This is a genomic window from Promicromonospora sp. NPDC023805 (genome assembly GCF_040639635.1).
Lineage (GTDB): Bacteria > Actinomycetota > Actinomycetes > Actinomycetales > Cellulomonadaceae > Promicromonospora.
This window is the reverse complement of sequence record NZ_JBFAAH010000034.1, coordinates 1-24,599: the sequence shown is the minus strand read 5'-3', so window position 1 is coordinate 24,599 and position 24,599 is coordinate 1. Positions and strand designations below refer to the sequence as shown.

20 protein-coding genes are annotated in these 24,599 nt (G+C 70.8%); 9 read left to right on the top strand and 11 right to left on the bottom strand.

Features of this window, described 5'->3' with window-relative positions; translation table 11 throughout:
* Window positions 1-97: 97 nt before the first annotated feature.
* The 4 genes from ilvA to AB0F70_RS24605 all read right to left on the bottom strand — a co-directional run bounded on the left by ilvA (window position 98) and on the right by AB0F70_RS24605 (window position 4,219).
* Window positions 98-1,357, bottom strand: coding sequence for a threonine ammonia-lyase (gene ilvA, locus AB0F70_RS24620; RefSeq protein ID WP_357454858.1), 1,260 nt, complete (start codon window positions 1,355-1,357; stop codon window positions 98-100).
* A 29-nt stretch (window positions 1,358-1,386) separates the two neighbouring features.
* A complete protein-coding gene (locus tag AB0F70_RS24615; RefSeq protein WP_357454856.1) occupies window positions 1,387-2,646 on the bottom strand; it encodes an AI-2E family transporter in 1,260 nt (419 codons plus the stop codon).
* Between the two features lie 147 nt (window positions 2,647-2,793).
* The gene (locus AB0F70_RS24610; RefSeq protein WP_357454853.1) at window positions 2,794-3,393 is read right to left on the bottom strand and encodes a YdeI/OmpD-associated family protein; all 600 of its coding nucleotides are present in this window, start codon (window positions 3,391-3,393) and stop codon (window positions 2,794-2,796) included.
* Between the two features lie 37 nt (window positions 3,394-3,430).
* Window positions 3,431-4,219, bottom strand: coding sequence for a metallophosphoesterase family protein (locus AB0F70_RS24605; RefSeq protein WP_357454850.1), 789 nt, complete (start codon window positions 4,217-4,219; stop codon window positions 3,431-3,433).
* Window positions 4,220-4,365: 146 nt separating this feature from the next.
* On the opposite strand from AB0F70_RS24605, the gene msrA reads away from it, so the two are divergent.
* From msrA to AB0F70_RS24585, 4 genes are all read left to right on the top strand, one after another.
* On the top strand, window positions 4,366-5,052 hold the full coding sequence (gene msrA, locus AB0F70_RS24600) for a peptide-methionine (S)-S-oxide reductase MsrA (RefSeq protein ID WP_357454847.1): 687 nt from the start codon (window positions 4,366-4,368) through the stop codon (window positions 5,050-5,052).
* A 93-nt stretch (window positions 5,053-5,145) separates the two neighbouring features.
* Window positions 5,146-5,748, top strand: coding sequence for a pentapeptide repeat-containing protein (locus AB0F70_RS24595; protein ID WP_357454844.1), 603 nt, complete (start codon window positions 5,146-5,148; stop codon window positions 5,746-5,748).
* Window positions 5,749-5,861: 113 nt separating this feature from the next.
* Window positions 5,862-8,432, top strand: coding sequence for a glycoside hydrolase family 2 TIM barrel-domain containing protein (locus tag AB0F70_RS24590; protein ID WP_357454841.1), 2,571 nt, complete (start codon window positions 5,862-5,864; stop codon window positions 8,430-8,432).
* Window positions 8,433-8,498: 66 nt separating this feature from the next.
* The gene (locus AB0F70_RS24585) at window positions 8,499-10,676 is read left to right on the top strand and encodes an alpha-galactosidase (protein WP_357454838.1); all 2,178 of its coding nucleotides are present in this window, start codon (window positions 8,499-8,501) and stop codon (window positions 10,674-10,676) included.
* A 107-nt stretch (window positions 10,677-10,783) separates the two neighbouring features.
* On the opposite strand, the gene AB0F70_RS24580 is transcribed toward AB0F70_RS24585, so the two are convergent.
* The 3 genes from AB0F70_RS24580 to AB0F70_RS24570 form a co-directional block, all read right to left on the bottom strand.
* Window positions 10,784-11,464 (bottom strand): hypothetical protein, encoded by a 681-nt coding sequence (locus tag AB0F70_RS24580; RefSeq protein WP_357454835.1) that lies wholly within the window; start codon window positions 11,462-11,464, stop codon window positions 10,784-10,786.
* 601 nt (window positions 11,465-12,065) lie between these two features.
* Window positions 12,066-12,734, bottom strand: a complete 669-nt coding sequence (locus AB0F70_RS24575) for an LPXTG cell wall anchor domain-containing protein (RefSeq protein WP_357454831.1) — start codon at window positions 12,732-12,734, stop codon at window positions 12,066-12,068.
* 134 nt (window positions 12,735-12,868) lie between these two features.
* Window positions 12,869-13,858 carry a LysR substrate-binding domain-containing protein gene (locus AB0F70_RS24570; RefSeq protein WP_357454828.1) on the bottom strand — a complete coding sequence of 330 codons (990 nt, stop codon included), beginning with the start codon at window positions 13,856-13,858 and terminating at the stop codon, window positions 12,869-12,871.
* A 122-nt stretch (window positions 13,859-13,980) separates the two neighbouring features.
* Between AB0F70_RS24570 and AB0F70_RS24565 the strand changes: the two genes are divergently transcribed.
* From AB0F70_RS24565 to AB0F70_RS24555, 3 genes are all read left to right on the top strand, one after another.
* Complete coding sequence (locus AB0F70_RS24565; protein ID WP_357454825.1) at window positions 13,981-14,382, top strand: DUF5997 family protein; 402 nt, start codon at window positions 13,981-13,983, stop codon at window positions 14,380-14,382.
* Entirely contained in the window at window positions 14,379-15,707 is a 1,329-nt protein-coding gene (locus AB0F70_RS24560; RefSeq protein ID WP_357454822.1) for a methyltransferase, read from the top strand. Before AB0F70_RS24565 ends, AB0F70_RS24560 begins: the two co-directional genes overlap by 4 nt.
* A 105-nt stretch (window positions 15,708-15,812) precedes the next feature.
* Window positions 15,813-17,828 carry an adenylyl cyclase gene (locus tag AB0F70_RS24555; protein WP_357454820.1) on the top strand — a complete coding sequence of 672 codons (2,016 nt, stop codon included), beginning with the start codon at window positions 15,813-15,815 and terminating at the stop codon, window positions 17,826-17,828.
* A 251-nt stretch (window positions 17,829-18,079) separates the two neighbouring features.
* Here AB0F70_RS24555 and AB0F70_RS24550 read toward each other — a convergent pair whose 3' ends face one another.
* Window positions 18,080-18,481 (bottom strand): FKBP-type peptidyl-prolyl cis-trans isomerase, encoded by a 402-nt coding sequence (locus AB0F70_RS24550; RefSeq protein WP_357454817.1) that lies wholly within the window; start codon window positions 18,479-18,481, stop codon window positions 18,080-18,082.
* 59 nt (window positions 18,482-18,540) lie between these two features.
* On the bottom strand, window positions 18,541-19,452 hold the full coding sequence (locus AB0F70_RS24545) for a LysR family transcriptional regulator (RefSeq protein WP_357454814.1): 912 nt from the start codon (window positions 19,450-19,452) through the stop codon (window positions 18,541-18,543).
* Window positions 19,453-19,534: 82 nt separating this feature from the next.
* Between AB0F70_RS24545 and AB0F70_RS24540 the strand changes: the two genes are divergently transcribed.
* Complete coding sequence (locus AB0F70_RS24540; protein WP_357454811.1) at window positions 19,535-20,494, top strand: DMT family transporter; 960 nt, start codon at window positions 19,535-19,537, stop codon at window positions 20,492-20,494.
* Between the two features lie 16 nt (window positions 20,495-20,510).
* Here the strand turns inward: AB0F70_RS24540 and AB0F70_RS24535 are convergent, their stop codons facing one another.
* Both AB0F70_RS24535 and AB0F70_RS24530 read right to left on the bottom strand, forming a co-directional pair.
* Complete coding sequence (locus AB0F70_RS24535) at window positions 20,511-21,857, bottom strand: sigma-70 family RNA polymerase sigma factor (protein ID WP_357454808.1); 1,347 nt, start codon at window positions 21,855-21,857, stop codon at window positions 20,511-20,513.
* Window positions 21,830-22,252 carry a YciI family protein gene (locus tag AB0F70_RS24530; RefSeq protein ID WP_357454805.1) on the bottom strand — a complete coding sequence of 141 codons (423 nt, stop codon included), beginning with the start codon at window positions 22,250-22,252 and terminating at the stop codon, window positions 21,830-21,832. The genes AB0F70_RS24535 and AB0F70_RS24530 overlap by 28 nt, the downstream gene beginning before the upstream one ends.
* Window positions 22,253-22,549: 297 nt before the next feature.
* Here AB0F70_RS24530 and AB0F70_RS24525 point away from each other — a divergent pair, with 297 nt between their 5' ends.
* Entirely contained in the window at window positions 22,550-24,481 is a 1,932-nt protein-coding gene (locus tag AB0F70_RS24525; protein ID WP_357454801.1) for a glycoside hydrolase family 15 protein, read from the top strand.
* The last annotated feature ends 118 nt before the right edge of the window (window positions 24,482-24,599 follow it).

Here is a 24,599-nt window from a genome sequence, read left to right as displayed (position 1 = left end):
CTCCCGGGGAGGTCCCCGGAGTGATGTTCTCGCGGCCGGTCGGCCGCGTCACCCTGACGACGAACGGGAACGTGCCCGCACGACACCCGCGCGACGATCAGTTCGCGATGACCTCGTAACCCTCGGACTCCAGGCGTTCGACGACGGCGGTCCGGTGGTCGGCGCCCTTGGTCTCGAGCTGCAGGTTGACCCGCACCTCGGACACCGCCAGCGAGACGTCGGTCCGCGTGTGGTCGACGGCGACGATGTTGGCGCCCGCCGCGGCGATCGTCTCCACGAGCCGGGCGAGGGCACCTGGCTTGTCCATCAGCCGCACCTGCAGCTTCAGGTACCGCCCGGCCGCCACGAGGCCGTGCTGCACCACACGCAGCAGCACCAGGGGGTCGATGTTCCCGCCGGACAGCACCGCGACGATCGGGCCCTTGAACACTCCGGGGCCGGCGGCCATGATGCCCGCGACCGCCGCCGCGCCCGCCGGCTCGACCATCAGCTTCGAGCGCTCGAGCACCGCGAGGAGGCCACGCGAGAGCTGGTCCTCGGTGACTGTCCGGACCTCCACGCCCTCCTTCTGCACGATCCCGAACGGCACGTCGCCGGGCAGCCCCACGGCGATGCCGTCGGCCATGGTGGAGCCGAGCTTTCCCGCCAGCGGCTTGCCGGCCTTCAGCGAGCCGGGGTACGCCGCGGCGGACGCCGCCTGCACGCCCACCACCTTCACGTGCGGTGCGGTCTCGGCCAGCACCGCGGCGATGCCGGCCACGAGACCGCCACCGCCCAGCGGCACGATGACGGTGGCGACGTCCGGCACCTGCTCCAGGATCTCCAGGGCGACGGTGCCCTGGCCCGCGACGACGTCCACGTGGTCGAACGGGTGGATGAGCACACGCCCGGAACGGGCGGCCTCGACGCGTGCGGCGGCGAGCGCCTCGTCCACCGACGAGCCCACCATCCGGACCTCCGCCCCGTAGCCACGGGTCGCGGCGACCTTGGGCAGGGCTGCGTCGACCGGCATGTAGACGACCGTGTCGATGCCGAGCATCCCTGCGGCCACCGCCACGCCCTGCGCGTGGTTCCCGGCGGAGGCGGCGACGACCCCGCGCTCCCGCTCAGCGGCCGACAGACGGGCGAGGCGCACGTACGCGCCACGCACCTTGAACGAGCCGGCGCGCTGCAGGTTCTCGCACTTGAGCAGCACCTTCGTACCGGCGATGGTGGAGAGCGCGCGGCTCTCGGTGATGGGGGTACGGGTGATGACGCCGTCGAGCATCGCTGCGGCGGCACGGGCGTCGTCGGCGGACACCGTGAGGTGGCCGCCGTACGACTCCAGGTCGAACGGATCCAGGGGCACAGCGGGCATGCTGCCCGACTATGCCGCCGGATGCACGTTCAGCGCTTCTGATCACCCTCTGAAGGGCCTCGGCCCGAGGGGTCCAGGTCCTCGGCGACGCCGACGTCCTCGACGGCCGCCTCGGCCACCACGCCGGGGCTGCGCCGCAGCCGGAGCGGGATCGGCGGTGCGTCGGCCGCTCGCCACCGGATGGGCAAGGCGTCCTCGGCACCGAGCTCAGGGAACTTGTCGTGCCCGTTGAGGTAGAGGATCACGGTGTTCAGCACGGCTACGAGGGGCACCGCGAACAGTGCACCGACGATGCCGGCGGCATATGACCCGGCGGCCACGGCGAGGATCACGGCGACGGGGTGCAGCGAGACGGCCTGGCCCATGAGGAACGGCTGCAGCGCGTGCGACTCGATCTGCTGCACCAGCAGCACCACGCCGAGCATGATGAGTGCGGCGACCCAGCCGTTCGACACGAGGACCACGACGACGGCGATGGCACCCGTCACGATGGCACCGACCACCGGCACGAACGAACCGACGAACACCAGGATGCTGATCGGCAGGGCGAGCGACGGGACGAAGAACACCGCGCCGATCCCGATACCGACGGCGTCCACCGCGGCGACGAGGATCTGCGTGCGGGTGTAGGCGGCGAGCGTGACGGCCCCGCGCCGGCCGGCCTGGTTGACCCGCTCCCGGGAGGAGCGCGGCAGCAGACCGACGAGCCAGCCCCAGATGCCGCGCGGATCGTGCAGGAAGAAGAACGTGCAGAACAGCGCGATCAACGCCCCGACCAGCACGCTGCCCGCGGTGGCGGCGGCGCCGAAGACGCCGCTCACGATCGCACTCTGCTGCGTCTCGAGCTGGTCGAGGATGTCCTGCCTGTAGCTCCCCAGCTCGTTCTCGAGCCCGAACGTCACCGAGACCTGCGTCCACAGCTCGTTGAAGCCGCTGATGGCCTGGGTCCGCAGGTCGGCGAACCCGTTGGCGATCGACTGCCCGGCCAGCGTGATCAGGCCGGCGACCACGACGACCAGACCGACCAGCGACAGGCCAGCGGACAGCCCGCGCGGCACGCGCAGCCGCTCGTTCAGCAGGCGGCGTAGCGGCGTCAGCATGATCGTGAGCAGCAGGGCCACCGCCACCGGGATCACTATCGTCTTCAGGAGCGTGATGAGCCAGAGCGCGGCGGCCACGAACGCACCGATGAGCAGCATGCGCCACGACCATGAGGCGGCCGCCCGGATGGCTGGTGGGACAGCGCCCGAATCGTCGATGGGCGGCGCGGTGGTCTGGTTGGACGTCACGCTTGTCTCCTCGGTCTGCGACACGGATACGACCCTAGGGGAGCACACCGACACGCCGCTGACGTGCTCACGCGCCGCACGAAAGGTGCACCGCCCGTACACGGGTCCGACATGTCTCGAACGTCGTCCGGGTGCCGCTCCCCGCCGTCAGGCCTCCAGCTTTCGCTTCTGCGGGTGCGGCGTCTCGCCGCGCTCCAGCATCTCGACGAACTTGGTGATGTTGCGGGCGCGGGTCTCCGCCTTCTTGACCCCCGTGATCCGGAACAGGATCGCGAACCGGTTCTGCGCGGTGAGGATCTCGAACATCGCCGCGGCACGAGAGCTCGCCGCGAGCGCCTCGGCAAGGTCTGGCGGTACCTCGAAGTTGCTGTTGACCTCGTAGGCCGCTTCCCAGCGCCCGTCGGCCTTGGCCTTGTTTATCTCCTCCTGGCCGCGCGGACGCATCCGCCCCTCGGCGACCAGGCGGTCCGCGATGCGCACGTTCCGTGCCGACCACCGGCTGCGGGACCGGCGGGGGCAGTAGCGCTGCAGCGTGGTCGTCTCGTCCCGGCTGAGCGCCTGGGCGTCGATCCAGCCGCTGCACAGCGCCTCCTCGAGCGCCTGGTCACGGGTCAGGCTCGTCGCGGAGTCCTTGCCCTTCCTCGCGAGGACCAGCCAGACGCCGTCCGACGTCCCCTCGTGCTCGTCAAGCCAGGCGCGCCACGCTGCGGCGTCGGTGATGAGTACCTCGGGATCGGTGTCTGCCATGGGACGCACGCTACGCCGGGACACCGACACCGACGGCTCAGTCCTGGTCGGTATCTCCCCCCTTCACCCGGCCATCCCGGGGAGCGAACGCCCGCAGCGCGTCCGCGTCGCTGTTGGCCGAGGTCACGTACTCCCGCGCCCACTCCTTGGCGCCGGGGTACGTGCTGGCAGTGGCGATCGCGGCCACCGCCGTCTCGACGTCGACCGGCGTGTGCCGCAGCTCGACCTGCCCGTCCCGCAGGAGCGCCCAGGATCCGCCCGCCCGGCCGTACGGCATACCGACGCTGCCGGGGTTGACGCACAGCCGCCGGTCGACGAGGCGGACGAACGGCATGTGCGTGTGGCCCATGACGACGGTCCTCACGTCGGCGTCGAGCCCGCCGAGCACCTCGGCCCAGCGCTCCAGGGAGGAGTCGACGAGCACCACCTCCTCGTCGTCCCGCGGGGTGCCGTGGCAGAACACGACGCGGCCGAACCCGCGCACCGTCAGCTCCGCGGGGTGCGGCAGGCCGGCGAGCAGGGCGACGTCGTCGGGCCGCAGCTGGGCCGCCGCCCACGGCGCGACCGGATCGGGGATGGCCGTGCCACCGCCGCGCGCGAGCGTGACCAGCTCGCGGTCCGCGTTCCCACGGACCAGGAGCGCCCGCTCCCCCAGGGATCGCAGGCGGTCGAGCACCGCGACGGGCTGCGGCCCGGCGGCGTGGTCACCGGTGACGACCACGCGGTCGGCGGCCACCACATCGGGTTCCGCGAGCACCGCGTCCAGCACGGGAAGTACCCCGTGGACGTCCGACAGGACCGCTACGACACCGACCTCGCTCCTCATCACCCGACCTTGGCCCGAACCGCTTCGCGACGCCACCAGGGTCTGCGGTCAGCAGAACGGTAGCCCCGGAACACTGCCAGGCCCGCGGGCGTTGCCATAGGCAAACGTGCTGTCGCACGAAGCAGACCCTTAAGGATGTGTGTCGGATGACGTTCCTCAACTCCCTCTTCGGCCCCGGCTCCGGTTCCACGAAGACCACGATGGTCGCGCCCGAGAACGCCCTGCCCGGCCGTTCCGCGCCGGTGCTGCAGAGCCCGCGCCCCCACACGGTCCTCGGCTCGTCGATCACCGGCCCGTGGGAGCCCGGTACGCGCGTGCTGTACCTGGCGATGGGCTGTTTCTGGGGCGCCGAGGAGATCTACTGGCAGGTGCCCGGCGTGGTGAGCACCGCCGTCGGCTACATGGGCGGCACCTCGCCCAACCCGACGTACGACGAGGTCTGCAGCGCCCGGACCGGCCACACGGAGACGGCGCTCGTCGCGTACGACCCGACCAAGGTCACCGAGGAGGAGCTGCTCAAGATCTTCTGGGAGCGGCACGACCCGACGCAGGGCTTCCGCCAGGGCAACGACGTCGGAACGCAGTACCGGTCGGCGATCTACTGGACGTCGCCGGAGCAGGCAGAGGCGGCCCAGGAGACGGCGAAGCGGTACGCCGAGGTGCTCAGCGCCAAGGGCTACGACGCGATCACGACGGAGATCGCCCCCGCCGCCGAGGCCGGACCGTTCTACTACGCCGAGGACTACCACCAGCAGTACCTGTCCGACGCGAAGAACCCGAACGGCTACCGGTGCCACGCCACGACAGGCGTCCCGTTCCCCGACGCCGCCTGACACCCTCCTTTGTCGTGAGCGTGACCGTTGCGAGCGCGACGGTCACGCTCACGACCCCTGGGCGTGTCAGTGGCGCGCCGTAGGGTCGCTCCCATGATTCGAATGCCCGCCACCGAGCTCACCGTCGCCCGCGAAGACTGGTACGGCCGTGACCTCACCGGCGAGGACCACATGGCCACGCTGTTCGCCGACGTGGACATGACCGAGACCACGGGGACGGGCGCGACGTTCGACTCATGCGTCTTCCGCGGCGTTCGTTTCAACAGCGCCCACCTCACGGAATTCGCGTTCACGTCGTGCGTGTTCGATGCCTGCGTGTTCTTCGACGCGAAGCTTGAGCGCTGCAAGCTCGTCGGCTCTCAGTTCGCCAACTGCCGGTTCGACATCCTCAAGGTCACCGGCGGCAACTGGTCCTTCACGGACCTGCACCGGGCCGCCCTGGCCGGCGCCGAGTTCGACGGCGTCCGCTTCCGCGAGGCCGACCTGGCCGGCATCAAGGCGTCCGGTGCTGTGCTGATCGGCTGCGACCTGTCGGGCGCCGACCTCGAACAGGCCGACCTGAGCAACGCCGACCTGCGGGGCAGCGACCTGTCGTCGCTGGACCCGCTCTCGGCCAGTCTCACCGGGGCGATCGTCAGCGAGGCGCAGGCGATCCTGCTTGCCGAGATGCTCGGCCTGGTGGTCCGGCCGGACTGAACCACGGGCCGAACCGCCAGGTGATATCGGTTCGATCGGGACGACGCGTGCCCTCTATGCTCGGGTCGGCTCGCACACGCACTGAGCACATTGCTCTGGGAGGACGAGGATCGATGAAGATCAGCCGCGACCTGACCGACTGGACCCTGACGGCCACGGGAGGCCCCGTCCCGGCGGACCTCGCCGGGGTTCCCGTCCCCGCGACGGTCCCGGGCACGAGTCACACCGCCCTGCTGGAGCAGGAGCTCATCCCCGACCCGTACCTCGGCACGAACGAGACCTCGCTCGCCTGGATGAAGCGCGCCACCTGGCGGTACGCGACGGTCCTGGACGAACCGCCCGCGGCACCCGACGAGCGCGTCGACCTGCTCTTCGAGGGCATCGACACGGTGTCGACAGTCGTCGTCGACACGGACGTCGAGCGGACCGGCGCCGGCCAGGGACGCAACGAGCTGGGCCGCACCGAGCTGGGCCGCACGGCGAACATGCACCGCTCCTACCGGTACGACGTGCGCGAGCTCGTCGGCACGCCCGCCAACCTCGTGGTCGACCTGGACTCCGCGCTCGAGACGGCCGAAGCCGAGGCGCAGCGGCTCGGCACGCGCCCCATGGCCTACGACCAGCCCTTCAACATGGTCCGCAAGATGGCCTGCTCCTTCGGCTGGGACTGGGGTCCTGATCTGCAGACGGCGGGCCTGTGGAGGCCCGTCCGGGTGCAGCGTTGGCGCGTGGCGCGCCTCGCGCAGGTCACGCCGCTGGTGACGGTGGCCGACGTCGGCACGGGGCTGGTCGACGTCCGCATCGAGGTCGAGACGTCCGGCCTGTCCGACGCCGGGGCGCTCACGGTCGACGTCTCCGTCGGGGGCCGCGGCCTGACCATCGGGTCGCACGGCGGCGACGGCTCCGCCCACATCATCGAGCTCACCGGCCAGTTCGAGGTGCCCGACGTCGACCTGTGGTGGCCGGTCGGGCACGGCAACCAGCCGCTGTACCCCATCGAGGTGACCCTCTACGAGGGCAACGGCGAGGACCGCTCGAACCCGCTGGACGCCTGGTCCGGGCGGGTGGCCTTCCGCACCGTCGAGGTGGACCGCACACCCGACGAGCACGGCACACGTTTCACGTTCGTCATCAACGGCAAGCCAGTGTTCGTGCGCGGCGCCAACTGGATCCCGGACGACCACCTGCTGACCCGCATCACGCGCGAGCGCCTGGAACAGCGCGTCGACCAGGCGCTCGGCGCGAACCTGAACCTGCTGCGGGTGTGGGGCGGCGGCATCTACGAGTCCGACGACTTCTACGACGTCTGCGACGAGAAGGGCGTCATGGTCTGGCAGGACATCCTGCTGGCCTGCGCCGCGTACCCGGAGGAGCCCCCGCACCGGGCCGAGTTCGAGGCGGAGCTGCGGGAGAACGCCGCCCGCCTGGCGCCCCACCCGTCCCTCGTGCTGTGGAACGGGGGCAACGAGAACATCTGGGGCCACGAGGACTGGGACTGGAAGGGGCCGCTGGGCGACCTCACATGGGGCGCCGGCTACTACTACGAGCTCTTCCCGAAGGTGTTGGCGGAGGTCGACCCGACCCGTCCCTACTCGGACGGTTCGCCCTACTCCCCCGGCTTCACGCCCGAGGAGATGCACCCCAACGACCCGGACCACGGCACCCATCACCAGTGGGACGTCTGGAACCGCGTCGACTACACGCACTACCGCGACGACGTGCCGCGGTTCCCGTCGGAGTTCGGCTTCCAGGGCCCGGCGACCTGGGCGACGATGCGCCGCGCCATCCTGCCCGACGACGCGGCAGAGGCCCCGCCCGGCTTCAAGGAGTCCGAGGTCTTCCTGCTCCACCAGAAGGCGGAGTACGGCAACCTCAAGCTCGACGGCGGCATGGCCGCACACCTGGACGTGCCGGAGGACTTCAGCGACTGGCACTGGGCGACGCAGCTCAACCAGGCTCGCGCGATCCAGTACGCCCTCGAGCACTACCGGTCCTGGTGGCCGCGCACGGCCGGGGCGATCGTGTGGCAGCTCAACGACTGCTGGCCCGTGACGTCCTGGGCAGCGATCGACGGCGACGCCCGGCGCAAGCCGCTCTGGTACGCGCTGAAGCACGCGTTCGCCGACCGGCTCGTCACGGTGCAGCCGCGCGGCGCGGATCTGGTCGCGGCGCTCGTGAACGACTCGGACGAGCCATGGACCGGGCAGGTGGAGGCGGCCCGGACCACCCTCGGCGGTGAGGTGCTGGCGACGTCGGGTGCGGCTGCGGAGGCGGTGACCGTCGGTCCGCGGTCGGTGACCCTGGTACCGCTGGCCGGTGACCTGGTCGCCGTCGGCGATCCGGCGAACGAGGTGCTGGTCGTCGCGCTCGGCGAGGCCCGTGGGCTGCACCGCTGGGCGGAGAGCAAGGACCTCGCCCTCGACCCCGCGCCCGTGCGGGCCACCGTGACGGCGGAGGACGGCGGCTACCGGGTGGACGTGACGGCGACGTCGCTGGCCCTCGGTGTGACGCTGCTTGCCGACCGCCTCGACCCGGACGCGCAGGTGGACGACCAGGTGGTCGACCTTCCGGCAGGTACGACGGCCGTGTTCCACGTGACGAGCCGCGGCTTGGAGCAGGACGCGCTGGTCACCCGGCCGGTGCTGCGCACGGAGAACGACCTCGTGACGAGACCAGCAAGCTAGAACCCTTTTTGAACTTGATGTCGGTGACCACTCGTACTGTGTGGTCCTGGGGCGGAGGACAGCACTATGAAGGACTTTGACGAGGTCACCAGCTGGTCGGTGCTGCGACGCGACGGCGTGGCCGTCGTCGTGGCGCATCCGCGGGTGGGGCTGCCACTGGTACTCCACTGGGGCGCAGATCTGGGCGACCTCTCGTCCGCGGATCTGCAGGCGCTCGACCTGGCGACCAGCCGCCAGACCGCGCCCGGCACGCTCGACGCGGCCTGGCGTCCGTCGCTGCTGCCGCAGGAGTCCGACGGCTGGGCGGGTCGGCCCGGCCTCGTCGTCGTGACGGACGGCGTCCTGCTCTACCCCCGGTGGACCGTCTCCGAGGCCGAGCGAGCGGCGGCCGAGCTGGTGGTCACGGCCCGGGATACCGAGCTGGGGCTCACGCTCCGGTCGTACCTGGAGATCGGCCCGGGAGGGCTGGTGCTCCTGCGGCACGAGCTCACCAACGACGGTTCCGCCGTGGTCGACGTGCACTGGCTCGAGGCCACTCTGCCCGTGCCCCGCTCCGCGGACCACCTCACGCAGTTCACCGGGCGCTGGTCCCGCGAGAAGGTGCCGGTCACGACCGCCATGCCGGCAGGCAGCACTGCCCGCCAGACCCGTCGCGGACGGTCGGGACATGACGCCCCCTGGGTGACTCTGGCGTCGTCGGGCACGCCGCGTAACCGGACCGGCGAGGTGTGGGCGACCCACCTGGGGTGGAGCGCCGACGTCACGCACCGGGTGGACCACCTCACCGAGCACACCACGCTGCTCGGTGCCGGCGAGCTGGTGCGGCCGGGCGAGATCCACCTGTCTCCCGGCGAGTCCTACCGGACGCCGGTGGCGTACTTCGCGTGGTCCCCGACAGGGCTGGACGGTGTCTCGGACCGGTTCCACACGTGGATGCGGGCGCGCCCGCAGCACGTGACGAGCCCCCGGCCGCTGGTGCTGAACACCTGGGAAGCCGTGTACTTCGACCACTCGCCGGCCAAGCTGGAGCGACTCGCCAGGCGTGCCGCGGCGGTCGGCGTGGAACGCTTCGTGCTCGACGACGGGTGGTTCCACTCCCGCCGCGACGACACCACCGGCCTGGGCGACTGGGTCGTCGACCACGACGTCTGGCCGGAGGGCCTGGACCCGCTCGCCGGCCTGGTGCACGATCTGGGGATGCAGTTCGGGCTGTGGTTCGAGCCCGAGATGGTCAACCTCGACTCCGACCTGGCGCGTGCCCATCCAGAATGGATCCTGTCGAACACGGCGGCGGTCCCGTCGCCGGACGGCCTCTCGTTCCGCACGCAGTACGTGCTCAACCTCGCGAACCCCGACGCGTGGGAGCACGTGCATGCGCAGATCTCGGCCCTCGTGACGCAGCTGGGGATCGACTTCATCAAGTGGGACCACAACCGCGACCTCGCCGAGCCCGTCCACATCGGCACGGACGGCGTCTCCCGGCCGGGCACGCACGTTCAGACCCTTGCGGCGTACGCGCTGATCGCTCGGCTCAAGGCGGACCACCCGGGGCTGGAGATCGAGTCGTGCTCCTCGGGCGGGGGCCGAACCGACCTGGGGATCCTGGAGGTCACCGACCGGGTGTGGGCGTCGGACTCCAACGACCCCCTGGAACGCCAGGACATCCAGCGGTGGACCTCGCTGGTGCTGCCGCCCGAGCTGATCGGGGCGCACGTAGGGCCGTCGCCGACGCACTCGTCGGGGCGGACCACCGACCTCTCGTACCGGGTGGCCACCGCGCTGCAGGGTCACGCGGGATTCGAGTGGGACCTGCTGTCCTGCACCGAGGACGAGCTGGCCGCTGTCGCGGCGTACGCGGCGCTCTACAAGGAGCTCCGGGCCCTCGTGCACACCGGCACGGTGGTGCACGCCGACACGGTGGACCCGGCGTTGCGGGTCACCGGCTTCGTGTCACCCGACCGCACGGCGGGTATGTGGACCGTCGCGACCGTCGCGTCGCCGCAGGACGCGCTCACCGAACGCGTGCGGTTCGACGGGCTCGACCCCACCTTGCGGTACAGCGTCCAGGTGCGCGACGAGGTCGGGACGGCGAAGTGGCTCGGCGGGGTCACGCCGGGCTGGCTCGGCAAGGAAGCGATCGACATACCCGGCTCAATGCTGACCGGCGTCGGCCTGCAGCTGCCGACGCTGTGGCCGATGCAGGCGCTGATCATCCAGGTGACGGCCATTACCCCGGCCGAGTAGAAACCGGCGGCAGGACTGACGACGCGGAAACGGGGCGACGTAGAACCGAACCATCGGTTCTACGTCGCCCCGTTCTGTCTCGGCAGAGACGAATCTGCGCGGATCGCTCAGGTGAGCCGTCGCCGAGCGAGCACGATGAACGCGATGCCTCCGCCGGTCAGGGCGAGGGCCAGCATCGAATAGCCGATCGTCTCGGCCGGGCCGGTCGAAGCGAGATCGGACGGCGGGGGTGACTGGGCCGGCGGCTTGACGGGTGTCGGCTTCTCCGTCGGCGTGGGCTGGTCAGTCGGCTCTGTGGGGGTCGGCTGCGGTGTCGGCTCCGTCGGCGTGGGAGTCGGCGTCGGCTCCGTCGGGGTCGGGGTGGGAGTCGGTGTGGGCGTCGGACTCGGAGTCGGAGTGGGAGTGGGAGTGGGAGTGGGAGTGGGCGTCGGAGTCGGCGTCGGGGTTGGAGTCGGTGCCGGCGCGTAGGTCACGGAGTAGTGGCTGACGTCCTTGCCGGTCGAGTGCGTGATCGTCACCTCGGTGGCCGGTGGGTCGACGGGCACGAACTCCGGGCCGTCGCCCTGCTGTGCGGATCCTGCCTTCACGCAGTACCCGACGATGACCATGCCTTCGGGTGCGGTCACAGTGACGGACGAATGGTTCCCGACCACGTCGATCTTGTCGCCGGGGCAGACCTGCTCCTCACCTGCGGCTACTACCGGGGCGCCGATCGCCACGGCCGAAGCCGAGCCATAGAGCCCCAGCGCCAGGAGCGCAGCGGCCCCTAGCGCGGATATGGTCTTCATTTCAATGTTCCTTTTCTCGGCGCGGGACGCCGCAGAGAAGGCTCGCGGCGCGTCTGTTGATTTCGACGCTAGATCCGCAGCGGATCCCATGCAAGAGCATCAAAATGGACATCACTGTGGGCTCATGACGAGGCCCGACACGGCATTTCACGGCGGCTGAGCGCCCCTTTCTGACAGAGCGGAGAGAAAGGGTGGGCTTCCGCGGTGTTCAGCCGCCCCGGACACGCGCAGAGCCCCGGTGATCAGGAGTTTCACCCCGAGCGCTTGGGACCAGGGCGTATGCACACGCATCGACGGCCCGCTGGGCATCCCGAACGTCACGTTGCATGGATTCAACGCCAATCCCCTGGAACAGGGCTGAACCTGGATCCGCAAAGGTCCCGCCGCGACAAGGCTTCGCGTGCAACCAGATGCGCAATAGCCTTTTACCGCAAATCGCCCAGGGTCCCAGTAGTGGATTTCACCCGGCTCTCGAAAGACTTCACCCGCTCACAACAAAGAGAGCGGGCGTCCGGCTGGCCCTTCGCCCAGGGCCGAAGCCCATGGAACGAAAGAACCTGCCGGACGCCCGCTCTACCAGCGGTCGCTCGGTGCGGCTGGATCAGCTACCCAGGACGCCCTTGCGGCGAAGCACGATCAGCGTCACGCCGCCACCCACGAGGGCCAGCGCGATCAGCGTGAAGCCGATGACGGTGCTGGCGCCGGTGGCAGCGAGCTCACCGGGCTCCTCGCCGGACGGCGCGGTAGTCGCCTCGACATCGTCGGCCGGGGCCGTCGACTCGTCGTCCGGGGTGCCGCTCGGCTCGACGGCAGGCTCCGACGGGGTGCCGGACGAACCCTCGGAGGGCTCGCCGCTCGGCACGACGCTCGGCTCCTGGCTCGGCTCGGACGGGCTGGGCTCCGGCGTCGGCCCTGCCTTGACCGTGACGAGCGTGTAGTGGCTGATCGCCTTGCCGGACGGGTGCGAGATCGTCACGGTCGCGGCGGGCGGGTCGACGTCCACGTTGACGGGACCGTCGCCCTGCTTGTCCGAGCCGGCCTTCACGCAGTAACCGGTGATCAGGTAGCCGGGCTCTGCGGTCACCTCGAGGGTGACCTGCTCGCCCGTGACGTCGACCTTGCCGTCCTTCGGGCAGGTCGCGCCGTCGTTGCCGCCACCGGTGATCGCGACGGGAGCGCCGGCGATCGGTGCGGCGAACGCGGCGGCAGGCGAGCCCATCAGGCCGGCGACGAGGAGCGCGGAAGCTCCCAAGACGGTCATCTTGCGCACTGAGCGCTCCTTCGAGACGGGGATCTGTCGCGTGCCCAATCTTTCAGGCACGACCCCGGAGCGTAGCGACAATGGCGCAGATCGCCAATATCCATTGTTCCATCGAAATATCTTACAAAGACTTGATCTCGCCCCTACTTTCCTTTGCCCTTTTTCTTCCCCTTGGAGGCCGGGCGTGCACCCTTGCCCCGCTGGAGACCGCCACCAGCCCGCTGAACACCCCCGCGACCACCTGTCTTCGCCCCGCTGCGCCCCGCGCCGGAGCGCCCAGCGGCCCCGCCCTTCACCGGTTTCTTCACCCCGGCCTTCGCGGATTTTCCGGCGGCGCCCGCAGCGGCATCCTCTGCCGGCTGAGCGGTCGGGCGACCCCGGCCGCGCGAGCTGTTCACCGTGCGTCCGCGGACGATCCCGACGAGCTCCTCGACCAGGTCGGTGGTGCGGTCGTAAGGCCAGATCAGCCCCACTGGCGCCGTCGGCCCGTCCACGAGGGGGCGATAGACGACGTCCTTGCGGCGGTGCAGGCGTGCGACCGACATGGGCAGCACCGCGACCCCCACGTTCGCGGCGACCGTCGCCACGGCGTCGGCGGTGGTCGGGACCTGGCCCAGCGGCTTCCCGTCCGGATCCACGGGCACGACGCCAGGAACCGGATGTGCGGCGAAGAGGACGTCGTCCGCGGGGACCCAGACGGGATCCCCGGCGATGTCGGCGGTGGACACCGTCTCCTCCTCCTCGAGGGCGGCGAGCAGGTGATCCCGCGAGAAGCACACGACCGACGCCTCCTCGTAGAGCGGGATAGCGGAGAACACTTCCTTGTCCACGGGGAGCCTGCCGATCGCAGCATCAGCCTCCCCCGCCTTCAGGGCGGGGAGGACAGCGTCCGACTCGAGCTGCACCAGGTCGAGCCGCACGTCAGGCAGCCGTTCACGCCACACGGAGACCCACTTCCCGGGTGTCGCACCGGGCACGTACGCCAGGCGGAAACGCGGCAGGCTCGGGTCGACGTAGACGTCGGCGTCCTCCACGGGCTCCGCGCCGTCCTCGACCTCCGGCCCGGTGGTCGAGGGATCGGTGGGGTCGCCACCCGGAACAGGCGGTCCGACGTCGGGCAGGGGCTGGCTCACGTGCCAAGGCTACGGCCCGCGCCCCACCCCCGTTCTGCCTGGATCCCCGCAGACCTGAATGAGCGGTGAGGATCACGCCCGCCATGGAGAGCGGGAAGGGCAGGCGCCGATACCCTAAGAACATGAGTTCCTCCTTCGCCTCGCAGCGGTTCAAGCCGTCCAATGCCGCCAAGCGACTCGGCGTCTACCTGCCTGCCACCCCGCAGGAGTTCCAGGACAACCCGATAACGCGCGCAGAGCTCGAGGAGCTGGAGACCAACCCGCCCGAGTGGCTCGCCGAGCTGCGCCGCAACGGACCGCACCCACGGCCGGTCGTGGCGGGGCGCCTCGGCATCTCGATCGCCGGCCTGGCTCGTGGCGGCATCACCGAACCGCTGACCACCGAGCAGATCAACGAGATGCGCGACAACCCGCCGGCCTGGCTGGCCCAGGAGCGCGAGATCGCCGCTCAGGTGCGCGCCGAGGAGGAGCGGGTCGAGGAGACCCGCAAGGCTGCGGAGAAGAAGGCCCGCTCCGCCCGGTGAGCCCAGAGGCCGACGCCGTCCTGGCCGAGCTCCTGCCCTTTCCCGAGGACGGTTCGCGCGCCGACGGGCCCGTCGCCGTCGACGCGACCGACCGGCTCCTGCTCGACGAGGCCGCGCCGCTGATCGCGCGGGACCCCGACGGCGTGGTGGTGATCGGCGACCGGTTCGGCGCCCTGGCGCTCGGCGCCCTGGCGCGCGGCGCGCGCGAGGTCCGGGTGCACCAGGACGCGATCACGGCGGAGGCAGCGCTCGGCGCCAACTCCGCACGCGTCGCCAAGGTCCTGTGGAACGGGCACGCACGGGCTGCCGCCAGCGCGCCGGTACCGCACGAACCGGCCCCGCTGGGGCTGACCTCGCACGACAAGTTCGAGCCCCAGCTGCTCGCGGGCGCGCGGCTCGTGCTGCTCCAGCTGCCTACATCGCTGGCGGAGCTGACCGAGATCGCCGAGCACGTGGCCCGGTACGCCGACCCGGCAGTCACGCTGCTCGCCGGCGGCCGGGTCAAGCACATGACGCACGCGATGAACGACGTGCTGGGCACGTCGTTCGCGCAGGTCAGCGCGTCGCTCGCCCGGCAGAAGTCGCGGCTGCTGATCGCGCGGGAGCCACGGTCCGACGTCGGGCCGCTCACCTACCCCGTCACCGCCCGGCTCACCGACCGCGAGATCCTGGCGGCCATCGGCGCCACGGGAGAAGCGGAGAAGCCGGACGCCGGGCTGACCGTCGTCGCGCACGGGGCCGCCTTTGCCGGTGCCACGCTCGATCTCGGCACACGCTTCCTCCTGGCGCAGGCCGACCGCTGGCCCGAGCTGGCGGACGCACCAGGCACTCAGGACACCCCGGCGACCTCCCCGTTCGGACCGGACTACCTGGACGGGCGCCCCGTCGCGGTCGATCTCGGCTGCGGCACCGGCATCCTCGCGGCCGTCCTGGCGCTGCGCTACCCCCGCGCCCACGTGATCGCGTCGGACCGGAGCGCTGCCGCCTGCGCCTCGACGACGGCGACGTTCGCCGCGAACGGCGTCAGGGCCGCCGTTGTGCGGGGCGACGCCGGGGACCTGCTCCCCGTCCCTGACGGCTCGGCGGACCTCGTGCTGCTCAACCCGCCGTTCCACGACCGCGCCGCGCTGAGCACCGACGCCGCGCACCGCATGTTCGCCGCGGCGGGCCAGGTCCTGCGTGAAGGCGGCGAGCTGTGGACCGTCTTCAACACGGGGCTGCACTACCGCGGCGCACTGCAACGCGCCGTCGGGCCGACGGAGCATGTGGCCCAGAACCCGAAGTTCACGGTGACCCGCAGCCTGCGGAAAGCACTTACAGACTAGTCAGTGACGTACCGCTAGCCTTGCGGGGCGCTCGCCCCGGGCGCACCCCGCACCGGCAGCGTGCCCGGTCATCGCCGGCCTGCCCCGAGCTCGAAGGATCTGTCGATGAGGACACTCCGCACCACACTGCGCGGCGCCGCCGTCGCGGCGGTCGCAGCATCGCTCGCCGCCGGAGCCGCTGTCGCAGCGCTGCCGGCCACCGCCGCGCCGTCCGCCACCGACGCCGGCAGGGCCATGGCGAAGACCTCCGCGGCCAAGCCGGACGCGACGTCCGAGGCCAAAGAACAGAAGGCGAAGAAACCAAAGGTGAAGAAGCCGAAGAAGGCGGCGGCCGACCCGGACTTCGGGCCCAACGTCACGTTCATCGACCCGACCTGGACGACCGACCGGATCAACACGTTCCTCGACTCGGTGAACGACGAGGCCGAGATGAGCCTGGGCCGGCACCAGGTGTTCTTCGAGCCCGGCACCTACGGCAGCGCCGCCGGCCAGGACGACCCGGCCACGGCCACCGACATCGTGAACCAGACCGTCGGGTACTACGAGTCGATCTCGGGCCTCGGCGCGCAGCCGAACGCCGTGCAGATCAACGGCGCGCTGCACGTGGAGCCCGTGGTCGGCTGCCCGGACCGGCCGTGGGAGTGCGCCGCCCCCGGCTCGCTGAACCACTTCTGGCGGTCGATGTCGAACATGGCGATCAACCCCATCCAGCGCCCGGTCGGTGAGGACGCCGCTCGCCCGTTCCCCGCGGGCGTGACCGAGCCGCACCAGATGCGCTGGGCGGTGTCGCAGGCCGCGCCGATGCGCCGCATGGACATCCAGGGCAGCCTCACGGTCTTCGGCCGGTACGGCGAGTTCGCCTCCGGCGGCTACCTCGCGAACTCCCGTGTGGCCGGCACCATCGCCACCGGTTCGCAGCAGCAGTGGTTCACGCGCAACAGCGAGGTCGGCACCTGGGACGGCGGCGTCTGGAACATGGTGTTCTCGGGTGTCGACGGCGCCCCTGCCACCGACTTCGGGCAGGACCTCGGCAACGGGGTGAAGGGCGTCAAGACCACGTTCGACAACACCCCGATCAGCCGCGAGGCCCCGTTCCTGTACCGGAGCGGCAACGGTGAGCTCGCGGTCTTCGTGCCGAACGCGCGCACCGGCAGCAGCGGCACCGACTGGTCGACGTCTGCGGAGTCGGGCACGTCGATCGGCATGAACGACTTCTACGTGGCGCGGGAGGACGTCGACTCCGCCACGTCGATCAACGCCGCACTGGCCGACGGCAAGAACCTCATCCTCACGCCGGGCGTCTACGAGCTCGACGCCGCTCTGCGGGTCGACCGTGCCGACACGGTGGTGCTCGGGCTCGGCTACGCCTCGCTCACCCCGACGGCGGGCAACAGCGTGCTGGAGATCGGCGACGTCGCGGGCGTGAAGGTCGCGGGCATCACCGCCGACGCGAACGTGCCGGAGTCGGCCACCCTGATCCAGGTCGGCCCGGAGGGCGCGAGCGTCTCGGACCCTGCCAACCCGACCACGCTCACCGACGTCTTCGTCCGCGTGGGCGGCCCCTGGGAGGGCAAGGCGATCACCTCGATCGAGGTGAACAGCGACCACACCCTGCTCGACCACATCTGGGCGTGGCGCGCGGACCACGGCCAGGGCGTCTCCTGGGGCGGCAACACCGGCGCGCACGGCGTCATCGTCAACGGTGACGACGTGACGGCGACCGGCCTGTTCGTCGAGCACTACCAGGAGGAGCAGACGATCTGGAACGGCGAGAACGGCCGCACGATCTTCTACCAGAGCGAGATCCCGTACGACCCGCCGTCGCAGGCTGCGTTCATGGACGGCGACCGCCTCGGCTATGCGTCCTACCGCGTGGCGGACGACGTGCGGAACCACGAGGCGACAGGCCTCGGCGTCTACTCGTTCTTCAACCAGGGCCAGGACATCCGCGTCGAGTCCGGCATCCAGGCCCCCACCACCCCGAACGTCAAGTTCCGCTCCATGACCAGCGTCTTCCTCAACGGCTCGGGCGGCATCAACCACATCATCAACAACACGGGTGCCCCGGCAGTAGGCAGCTTCGCCGCCCCCCAGCTGATCAGCTACCCCCCAACCAGCTAACCAACCAACCGCCGGTCAACCCGCCGGTCAACCACCCGGCCGACCCGCCAAACCAGCCAACCCCACCAACCCCGCCAACCCCACCAACCGAGAAGTGACGCCCACAGAAGAGCGGGCGGAGAACAAGAACGCCTGCGCGGACGTAAAAGGACGAAACAGGTGAGCCGCCTCTGGAGGCGCCTCGTCGGCCCAGTCCGCGCAGGCGTTCTTGTTCTCCGCCCGCGAGCCCTACCCGAAGAGCCCGAACAACGTCACTTCACGTCGACGACATCAACGACGAACACCAGCGTGTCCCCGCCGCCGATCCCAGCCTGCGGCACCCCCCGCGCACCGTAACCGTGCTCCGGCGGGATCGACAGCAGCAGACGCGAGCCAACGTTCTGGCCCACCATGCCCTTGTCCCAGCCGCCGATGACGGCGCCGACGCCGATCGGGAAGTCGATGGTCGTGCCGCGGTCGTACGAGTTGTCGAAAACGTGGCCGCCCCAGGTCTGGCCCAGGTAGTTCACCACGATGGTGCGCCCGGACTCGACGACCGGGCCGTTGCCCTCGGAGAGGACCTGTACCTGCAGGCCGGCGGGTGCGCCACCCTCGGGGAACGTCAGCTCCGGCTTGTCACCGAAGGTGCCGGAGGCGGTAGGAAGCGTGGTCACGAGGAGTACCTCTCGATCGGGAGGGCGCCGAGCAGTCCCAGCGCCGTTACCCACCCACCCTATGCGGCCACCACGGCTGCCCGCGAAGCGACGGCGGCCTGCCGCAGCGCGTCCAGGGCGGCGATCGCGGGCGGGGTGTGCGCGACGGCGTCCTGCAGCACCGCGTAGATCGAGCGCACGGGTGCGGGCCGCACCACGGGCACCGAGACGGTCGCCTGCGGCAGGTTGACGGCGCCGAGCTCGGGCAGCACCGTCATGCCGATTCCCGCCTCCACGAACGCGACCGCCGTCGGGTAGTCGTGCGCCTCGACGCGGAACGTGGGGCTGAAGCCGGCCGCCGTGCACGCCTCCAGGAGGTTGCGGCGGCACCAGCCGCGCGCGAAGTCGTTGTCGATCCAGGACTCGTCCTCGAGCTCGGCGAGCTCGATCTCGTCCCGGTCGGCGAACCGGTGGTTCCGCGGCAGGACGGCGACGTACGGGTCGTCGAGGAGGTGGTGGGCCGTGAAGCCGCTCCCCGCCGCGAACTCGGCCTGCGCGACGACGATCTGCAGGTCCGCCCGGTCCTCGGTCTTGTCCGGGATGTGCTCGGCCAGTTCCAGGTCGAGGCGGACGCCGGGGAACTGCGTGGTCACGGTGCGTACGACGTCGGGCAGCCAGGCCGAGCCGACCGAGGCGAAGTAGGCCACCGAGAGCGAGCCGGTACGGCCCGCGCGCAGGTCGGCGACCATGGCCTCGGCCTCGCCGAGCCGTTCGAGCACGCCGTCGGCCTGGGCGGCCAGCGCATGCCCGGCGGCGGTGGGCCGGATGCCGCGGCCGTGCCGGGCCAGGAGCTTGAGGCCGGTCTCGCGCTGGAGCGCCGAGACGTGCTGGCTGACGGCGGACGGCGTGTAGCCGAGGTTCGCCGCTGCCGCACCGATGGACCCGGAGGCGACGACGGAACGGAAGACGCGGAGGCGGTGGACATCGAGCATGGAGCCACTGTACAGCGAGACTGAATTCGAATGAAGAAAGAATCGCTGGTGCTTCACAGTGTTTCGGGGTGACGATCGCATCATGACCAACACCACGGCCGAAAGCCGCCAGACCCTGGCTCCGACACCGGGCAGGGTTCCGGACATGACCCTGACCGCCCTGGCTGCTCCGCCGGCAACGAACCGCTTCCTCGTCCCCGCGGCCGCCGCGGTGACCGTGGTGCTGTGGGCATCGGCGTTCATCGGGATCCGGTCCGCCGGTCACGACTTCTCCCCCGGCCCGCTCGCGCTGGGCAGGATGTTCGTCGGCGCCCTCGCGCTCACGGTCATCGCCGGCGTGGCCGGCAAGGTCCGGCTGCCGCGCGGCCGGACGCTGGCCGGCGTCGTCGTCTGGGGTGTCCTCTGGTTCGGGCTGTACAACCTGGCCCTCAACACCGCGGAGCGCACGCTCGACGCCGGGACCGCGTCCCTCCTGGTCGGGCTCGCCCCCATCCTGATCGCGGTGTTCGCCGGGATATCGCTCGGTGAGGGGTTCCCGGCACGGCTCCTCGCCGGTATCGGCATCGCCTTCACCGGCGTCGCCGGGATCGCGCTCGCCACGTCGAGCGGGGCGTCCGACACGGTGAGCGTCGCCCTCGGCCTGGTCGCCGCCGTCATCTATGCCGGGAGCACGATCCTGCAGAAGCGCCTGCTGCCCAAGGTGGACTCCCTGACCATGACCTGGCTGGGCTGCCTGGTCGGGGCGGTCGCATGCCTCCCGTTCGCGCCGGTGCTCCTGCGGGAGCTCGCCGCCGCCCCGACGTCGGCCACGCTGAGCGTCGTCTACCTCGGCGTCTTCCCCACCGCCATCGCGTTCGTCACCTGGGGCTACGCACTGACGCGCACGACGGCGGGCCGGCTCGGCGCCGCGACCTACGCCGCCGCGCCGCTCGCCGTCCTCATGTCGTGGGCCCTCCTGGGCGAGGTTCCCACACTGGTCGCCCTGGTCGGCGGCACCCTGTGCCTGACGGGCGTCCTGGTGGCCACCCTCAAGCTGCGCTGAGACCGTTGAGGGCGGGTCACGGGAGAGCCGATGCCTTGGCCTCCAGGACCGAGCGCTCCGCCGTGTTGCCGCACATCTCCGCCGCGCGCAGGTACTCGCCACGGGCTTCGGCGGTGCGGCCCAGCCGCGCGAGCAGCTCGCCCCGCACTCCCGGCAGCAGGTGCGATCCCGCCAGCACGCCCCGCTCCACGAGGCCGTCCACCACCCGCAGCCCGAGCTCGGGGCCGTGCGCCATCGCGACAGCCACCGCCCGGTTCAGGTCCACGACCGGCGACGGCGCCACGCGGCCGAGCGCCTCGTAGAGCACGATTATCCGCTCCCAGTCCGTCCCGGCCACGGAACGCGCCACCGCGTGGCACTCCGCGATCGCCGCCTGCAGCGCGTAGACCCCCATACCCGCCGGGCCGACGGCGCGGCGCAGGGCCGCCCTGCCCCGGATGATCGCCGCCCGGTCCCAGCGGCGCCGGTCCTGGTCCTCCAGGAGGATCGGCTCGCCCGACGGCCCCACGCGGGCCGGGAACCGGGCAGCGGTGAGCTCCAGCAGCGCGAGCAGGCCGAACGTCTCCGGCTCGGGTGCGAGCCGGCTGAGCACCCGGGCCAGGCGCACCGCCTCGCGCGCCAGGTCGTGCCGGATCCAGTCGTCGCCCGACGTCGCCGACGAGCCCTCCGTGAAGATCACGTACAGCACGCCTCGCACCGAGGCGAGCCGGGCGGTCCGGTCCGCGCCGTCCGGCACCTCGAACGGGACCTGCGCCGCGGCGATGGTCTTCTTGGCGCGCGTGATGCGCGCCTGCACGCCTCCGACCGGCACCAGGAACGCCCGGGCGATCTCGTCGCTCGTCAGGCCGCCCACGACCCGCAGCGTGAGCGCGACCTGCGCCTCCCGCGAGAGCACTGGATGGCAGGACACGAACATGAGCGCGAGCACGTCGTCGTCGATCCGGTCAGGATCGACCTCAGCCGGGTCAGAACCCGGCTGGCCTGCGACGACGCTCGCCCCAGCCCCAGCGGGCCCCGTTCCGACGCCGGACGTCGCCTCCCCCTCGGCGAGGCCGTGCGCGAGCGCGGCGTACCGCTCGTCCCGCCCGGCGCGGCGCCGGTAGGCGTCGATCGCCCGGCGCCGCGCCGTCGCGATGAGCCACGCCGCGGGATCGCGCGGTGCGCCGTCGCGTGGCCAGGAGACGAGCGCCTCGGCGAGCGCCTCCTGGGCCACGTCCTCGGCGAGCTCGAAGTCGCGGGTGTAGCGGGTGAGCGCACCCACTATGCGCGCGGACTCGATCCGCCAGACCGCCTCGACGGCCCGCCGGGCGGCGTCCTGCTCACCCGGAGCCGGCGTCAGAGCTGACCGGTCGACTCGCGCCATGAGCGCTCCTTCTGGATGTGCTCGTTGTCCTGCGGGAAGTCTTCCAGCTGCTGGACGCGACGGATCTCGAGCTTGCTCCCCGGCCCGGCCAGCGGTGCCCGCTTGGCCCACTCGACGGCTTCCTCCCGCGAGGCGACGTCGACGATCCAGAAGCCGTTGAACAGCTCCTTGGTCTCGCCGTAGGGACCGTCCGTCACGACGGGCGTCTCGGACGAGTAGTCGACGACGACCGAGTCGGTCTCGTCCGCGAGGCCCTCGCCTGCGACGAGCACGCCCGCCTGGACCATGTCCTCGTTGAACTTGCCCATGTCGTTCATGATCTTCTCGAAGTCCATGTTCTCGTAGACGGCCTTCGTCTCGTCGGTCGAGCGCATGATCAGCATGTACTTCGGCATGGTTTCTTCTCCTGTGTGTCCGGGCCCTCTGATGGGACCTTCTCATCCACAGGTCGAACGGGAAACCGCTCGATCGACACAACCCGGATATTCCTTCAAGAATTCATGACGGTGCATGGAGGAGGGGTTCCGCGCGTCACACACGCCCGGCTTGCCACCTGCGCGGAACGTGCGGAACCCTTGAGTCCCATGACGCTCGAATCGATTGAGCCCGTGGGGGCCGATGCCGAAGTTCCCACGGCATCCGGCAGATCCCCACGGCGCCGCCAGACCCCGAAGCCCACGAACTCGGGTCCGGTGAAGGGACATACGACGAGCGACGGCGCCTCCCCGCGCGCCTGGGACGGACGCAGCAAGTTCCCGCACATCGGCGAGTACGGGTTCCTCTCCGACTGTGAGACCAACGCGCTGATCGCGCCGTCGGGCAGTGTCGAGTGGATGTGTGTCCCCCGACCCGACTCCCCCAGCATCTTCGCGAAGATCCTCGACCGGGGAGCCGGCTACTTCCGCGTCGGGCCGCACGGTGTGCGGGTGCCCGTCGCGCGCCGCTACCTGCCCGGCACGCTCATCCTCGAGACCACCTGGCAGACGCCGACCGGCTGGCTCGTGGTCCGCGACGCGATGCTGATGGGCCCGTGGCACGACCTCGAGTCACGCTCGGGCACGCACCGTCGTACCCCCACGGACGACGACGCCGAGCACATCCTGATGCGCACCATCAAGTGCGTATCGGGCACGGTGGACCTCGAGGTCGTGTGCGAGCCGCGCCCGGACTACGCCCGGTCCGAGGTCGACTGGGAGTACGAGAACAGCGGGTACTCGTCGGTGGTGGCCCACGTCGGCGACTCCAACCCCGACCTGCACCTGCAGTCCAGCCTGCGGTTCGGGCTGGAGGGCAAGCGCGCCACCGCGCGCACGCGGATGACGGAGGGCGCCACGCACTTCGTCGCCATGTCGTGGGGCTCGCAGAGCGCGCCGACGACGTACGCGGGCGCCCTCGACGCGATGTGGCGCACCGAGCGGTTCTGGCGCGACTGGATCACGCAGGGCGAGTTCCCGGACCACCCGTGGCGCGCGTACCTCCAGCGGTCGGCGCTCACCCTGAAGGGGCTCACCTACTCCCCCACGGGTGCGCTGATCGCCGCCGCCACCACGTCCCTGCCCGAGACCCCGGGCGGCGAGCGCAACTGGGACTACCGGTACGCGTGGATCCGTGACTCGACGTTCGCGCTGTGGGGGCTGTACACCCTCGGCCTGGAGCGCGAGGCGAACGACTTCTTCGCGTTCATCCAGGACGTCTGTCGCGACAACCGGCAGCTCCAGATCATGTACGGCGTGGGTGGTGAGGAGACCCTCGAGGAGTTCGAGCTGCCGCACCTGTCGGGCTACGAGGGCGCGCAGCCGGTCCGCATCGGCAACGCCGCGTACGACCAGCGTCAGCACGACGTGTGGGGTGCGGTGCTGGACTCCGTGTGGCTGCACGCCAAGTCGCGCGACCAGCTGCCCGAGTCGCTGTGGCCGATCCTCAAGCGGCAGGTCGAGGAGGCCGCGAAGCACTGGCACGAGCCCGACCGGGGCATCTGGGAGGTGCGCGGCGAACCGCAGCACTTCACCAGCTCCAAGCTCATGTGCTGGGTAGCGATGGACCGGGGCGCCAAGCTCGCCAGGCTGTACGACGAGCTCGACTACGCGCAGTCGTGGCAGAAGATCGCCGACGAGATCTTCGACGACATCTGCACCAAGGGTGTCGACGAGCGCGGCGTCTTCACGCAGCGCTACGGCGACCCGGCGCTCGACGCGTCGCTGCTGCTGGTCCCGCTGCTGCGCTTCCTGCCGCCGGACGACCACCGGGTCAAGGCGACGGTGCTGGCGATCGCGGACGAGCTCACCGAGGACGGCCTGGTGCTGCGCTACCGCACCGACGAGACCGACGACGGCCTGCAGGGCGAGGAGGGCACCTTCACGATCTGCTCGTTCTGGCTCGTGTCGGCGCTGGTCGAGATCGGTGAGGTGGAGCGGGCCAAGTCGCTGTGCGAGCGGCTGCTCGGCTACGCGTCGTCGCTCAACCTCTACGCCGAGGAGATCGAGCCGGGCACCGGACGCCACCTCGGGAACTTCCCGCAGGCGTTCACGCACCTGGCGCTGATCAACGCCGTGATGCACGTGATCAAGGCGGAGAACGGCGAGGCGGAGAAGGGCTATTTCGGAGTGGTGCCCCGCCCGTCCTGACCCCGCCGGGACCGCTCGCAAGAGCCCGCGCACCTGTCAGAACTTCGCGCACGTGTCAGACGCTCAGGTCACCCGGGTGACCTGAGCGGATGAAAACATGGGGGAAGTTTTAAAAATG

What these genes read in the sequence shown, in the direction of transcription:
- AB0F70_RS24540 (WP_357454811.1), top strand. Translation starts at nt 19,535, where the DNA reads ATGACCAACACCACGGCCGAAAGCCGCCAGACCCTGGCTCCGACACCG.
- AB0F70_RS24585 (WP_357454838.1), top strand. Translation starts at nt 8,499, where the DNA reads ATGAAGGACTTTGACGAGGTCACCAGCTGGTCGGTGCTGCGACGCGAC.
- AB0F70_RS24535 (WP_357454808.1), bottom strand. Translation starts at nt 21,857, where the DNA reads ATGGCGCGAGTCGACCGGTCAGCTCTGACGCCGGCTCCGGGTGAGCAG.
- AB0F70_RS24590 (WP_357454841.1), top strand. Translation starts at nt 5,862, where the DNA reads ATGAAGATCAGCCGCGACCTGACCGACTGGACCCTGACGGCCACGGGA.
- AB0F70_RS24610 (WP_357454853.1), bottom strand. Translation starts at nt 3,393, where the DNA reads ATGGCAGACACCGATCCCGAGGTACTCATCACCGACGCCGCAGCGTGG.
- AB0F70_RS24530 (WP_357454805.1), bottom strand. Translation starts at nt 22,252, where the DNA reads ATGCCGAAGTACATGCTGATCATGCGCTCGACCGACGAGACGAAGGCC.
- AB0F70_RS24595 (WP_357454844.1), top strand. Translation starts at nt 5,146, where the DNA reads ATGATTCGAATGCCCGCCACCGAGCTCACCGTCGCCCGCGAAGACTGG.
- AB0F70_RS24580 (WP_357454835.1), bottom strand. Translation starts at nt 11,464, where the DNA reads ATGAAGACCATATCCGCGCTAGGGGCCGCTGCGCTCCTGGCGCTGGGG.
- AB0F70_RS24555 (WP_357454820.1), top strand. Translation starts at nt 15,813, where the DNA reads ATGAGGACACTCCGCACCACACTGCGCGGCGCCGCCGTCGCGGCGGTC.
- AB0F70_RS24545 (WP_357454814.1), bottom strand. Translation starts at nt 19,452, where the DNA reads ATGCTCGATGTCCACCGCCTCCGCGTCTTCCGTTCCGTCGTCGCCTCC.
- AB0F70_RS24605 (WP_357454850.1), bottom strand. Translation starts at nt 4,219, where the DNA reads ATGAGGAGCGAGGTCGGTGTCGTAGCGGTCCTGTCGGACGTCCACGGG.
- msrA (WP_357454847.1), top strand. Translation starts at nt 4,366, where the DNA reads ATGACGTTCCTCAACTCCCTCTTCGGCCCCGGCTCCGGTTCCACGAAG.
- ilvA (WP_357454858.1), bottom strand. Translation starts at nt 1,357, where the DNA reads ATGCCCGCTGTGCCCCTGGATCCGTTCGACCTGGAGTCGTACGGCGGC.
- AB0F70_RS24565 (WP_357454825.1), top strand. Translation starts at nt 13,981, where the DNA reads ATGAGTTCCTCCTTCGCCTCGCAGCGGTTCAAGCCGTCCAATGCCGCC.